This window comes from Rhizobacter sp. P3_B12 (assembly GCF_056402895.1).
In genome coordinates, this window is sequence record NZ_JBFUGN010001206.1 from 1 (window position 1) to 1637 (window position 1637).

The following is a 1637-nucleotide window of genomic DNA, read 5'->3' on the forward strand; positions in this document are numbered from 1 at the left end:
GCGTTGTTCTTGCGAGCATCGCTGTCTACCTTGTCGTGTTCGCTGCGGCTGGTGCTGTCATGGCGCTTGTGGCGGACCGTCGCCAACTAGCCCTCGCTCTCGCGTTGCTCGTTGGTGTAGCGAGCCCTCTTTCCACACTGCCTTTCGAATCGGTGCATCCATTCGTTCATGTCACACACGCGCCCACTTGGCTTGAGCCGTTCCTCTGGGCGAATTGGTATGTTCCACCGGCGGCTGCACTGCTCGGAGCGCTTGTAGTGCTCGGCGTGCGAGCACGCACGCGGCGACCTAAGCCGCCTAGGAATCTGCCGACGTGAGACAGAATTCGGCTACGAGCGGTCTGTCGTAGAGGACCGTTCTCAGGATGTGCGGCACGGTGCTGGCATGAGCGGATATCTCCCCACAATACGTTAGGCCACATGTACACCTGCCCTGCCTGCAACACGCCCGTGGCTGCGCGAAAGCGATGGCTTCTGTCAGCCAGTTTCGTCTGCAGCAACTGCAGGGCGACTCTGTGCATGCGTCCAACTCAGCCAACGCTCTGGGCGTTTCGAGCCACCGTGGGAATCGGGTTATTCGGGCTCGTCTACTTCTCACGTAGTGGTCAGCGATACCTTCTCTGGGCAACTCTGGTTGCACTGCTTCTTGCGATCGTCACTTTGCAGTCCCTTGGAAGGGTAACTCACCGAGACCCAGCGACCGTACCTCCAGATCGTCTGGCGCAGGCAATGAACGGTCCGAATGCGCTACGAGTGCGTATCGGGCTACTTCTCATCCTCGTGCTCCTCATCCTCTTGGGACTAGGTGCACTTGAACCTAGTGCGCTAGTCGAGTGGTTCATCAAGGCCAAGGATGCGGCCTAACGCCAGCGCTGAACGGCCGCTTTCCGGAGGCTTGCTGGGCCTGTGCCACCTTCCGCTATGGGTCGATAGCTCCGCTTCGCCGCTCGCGAGAGCAGCCGTTCGACCAGCTCGGCGCCGCAAACGGCCCTATCCCCTCGGGCGTTGCAGATCGGCCGCTCGGGCGCGTTGCGTGGGGCTCGACGCGAGGCGCGACGAACGCCTCCATTCGGTCCGAGCTATTGCTCGGCGGCTAGACATGCCCGAACACAACCAGCCTGACGCTGACGCTCGGCGCTCACATGCCGTCGCCCCCCGGCCCATCAGCGTGAGGTGGATAGATGTATCCGCCGCTGCGCCAACTCTTCGAGGTGCGCGGACAGACGGTTGATCCAGACACGGCGCTGCTTGTCGTATGTGTGCAGGTTGTAGATCCCCTTTACCCCCTCCTGCATGTGCCCCAACATCGCCTCACCTACGTCGTCAGGGCACTCTAGCGACGTGAGGAAGGTGCGAGAGGTGCGCCGAAGATCATGCGGTGACCAGTGAGTGACCTGAAGACGTGGCCGAGCATGCTCCGGCCGCGTCTTGCTGTACGGCTGGTGGTAGTGCACCGCCGTCTGGATCGTCTTCTGCAACACGTGGCCACCTTCCCCTGGCGACGGAAAAAGGTAGCCGTCATRCACCTCCATCCGCCGGCGGATGACATCGAGCGCCCTGCCCGCCAGCGGCACACGGAAGTCCGTGGCGTTCGCATGCCGCGCGTTCTTGGTCTTCATCTTCGGCACGGTCCACCAC

1 protein-coding gene is annotated in these 1637 nt (G+C 62.0%); it reads right to left on the minus strand.

The window, feature by feature from the left end; translation table 11 throughout:
• Positions 1 to 1162: 1162 nt before the first annotated feature.
• Positions 1163 to 1637 (minus strand): site-specific integrase (locus AC1D01_RS33800; protein ID WP_477873834.1); only part of this gene is annotated, 475 nt, incomplete at its 5' end.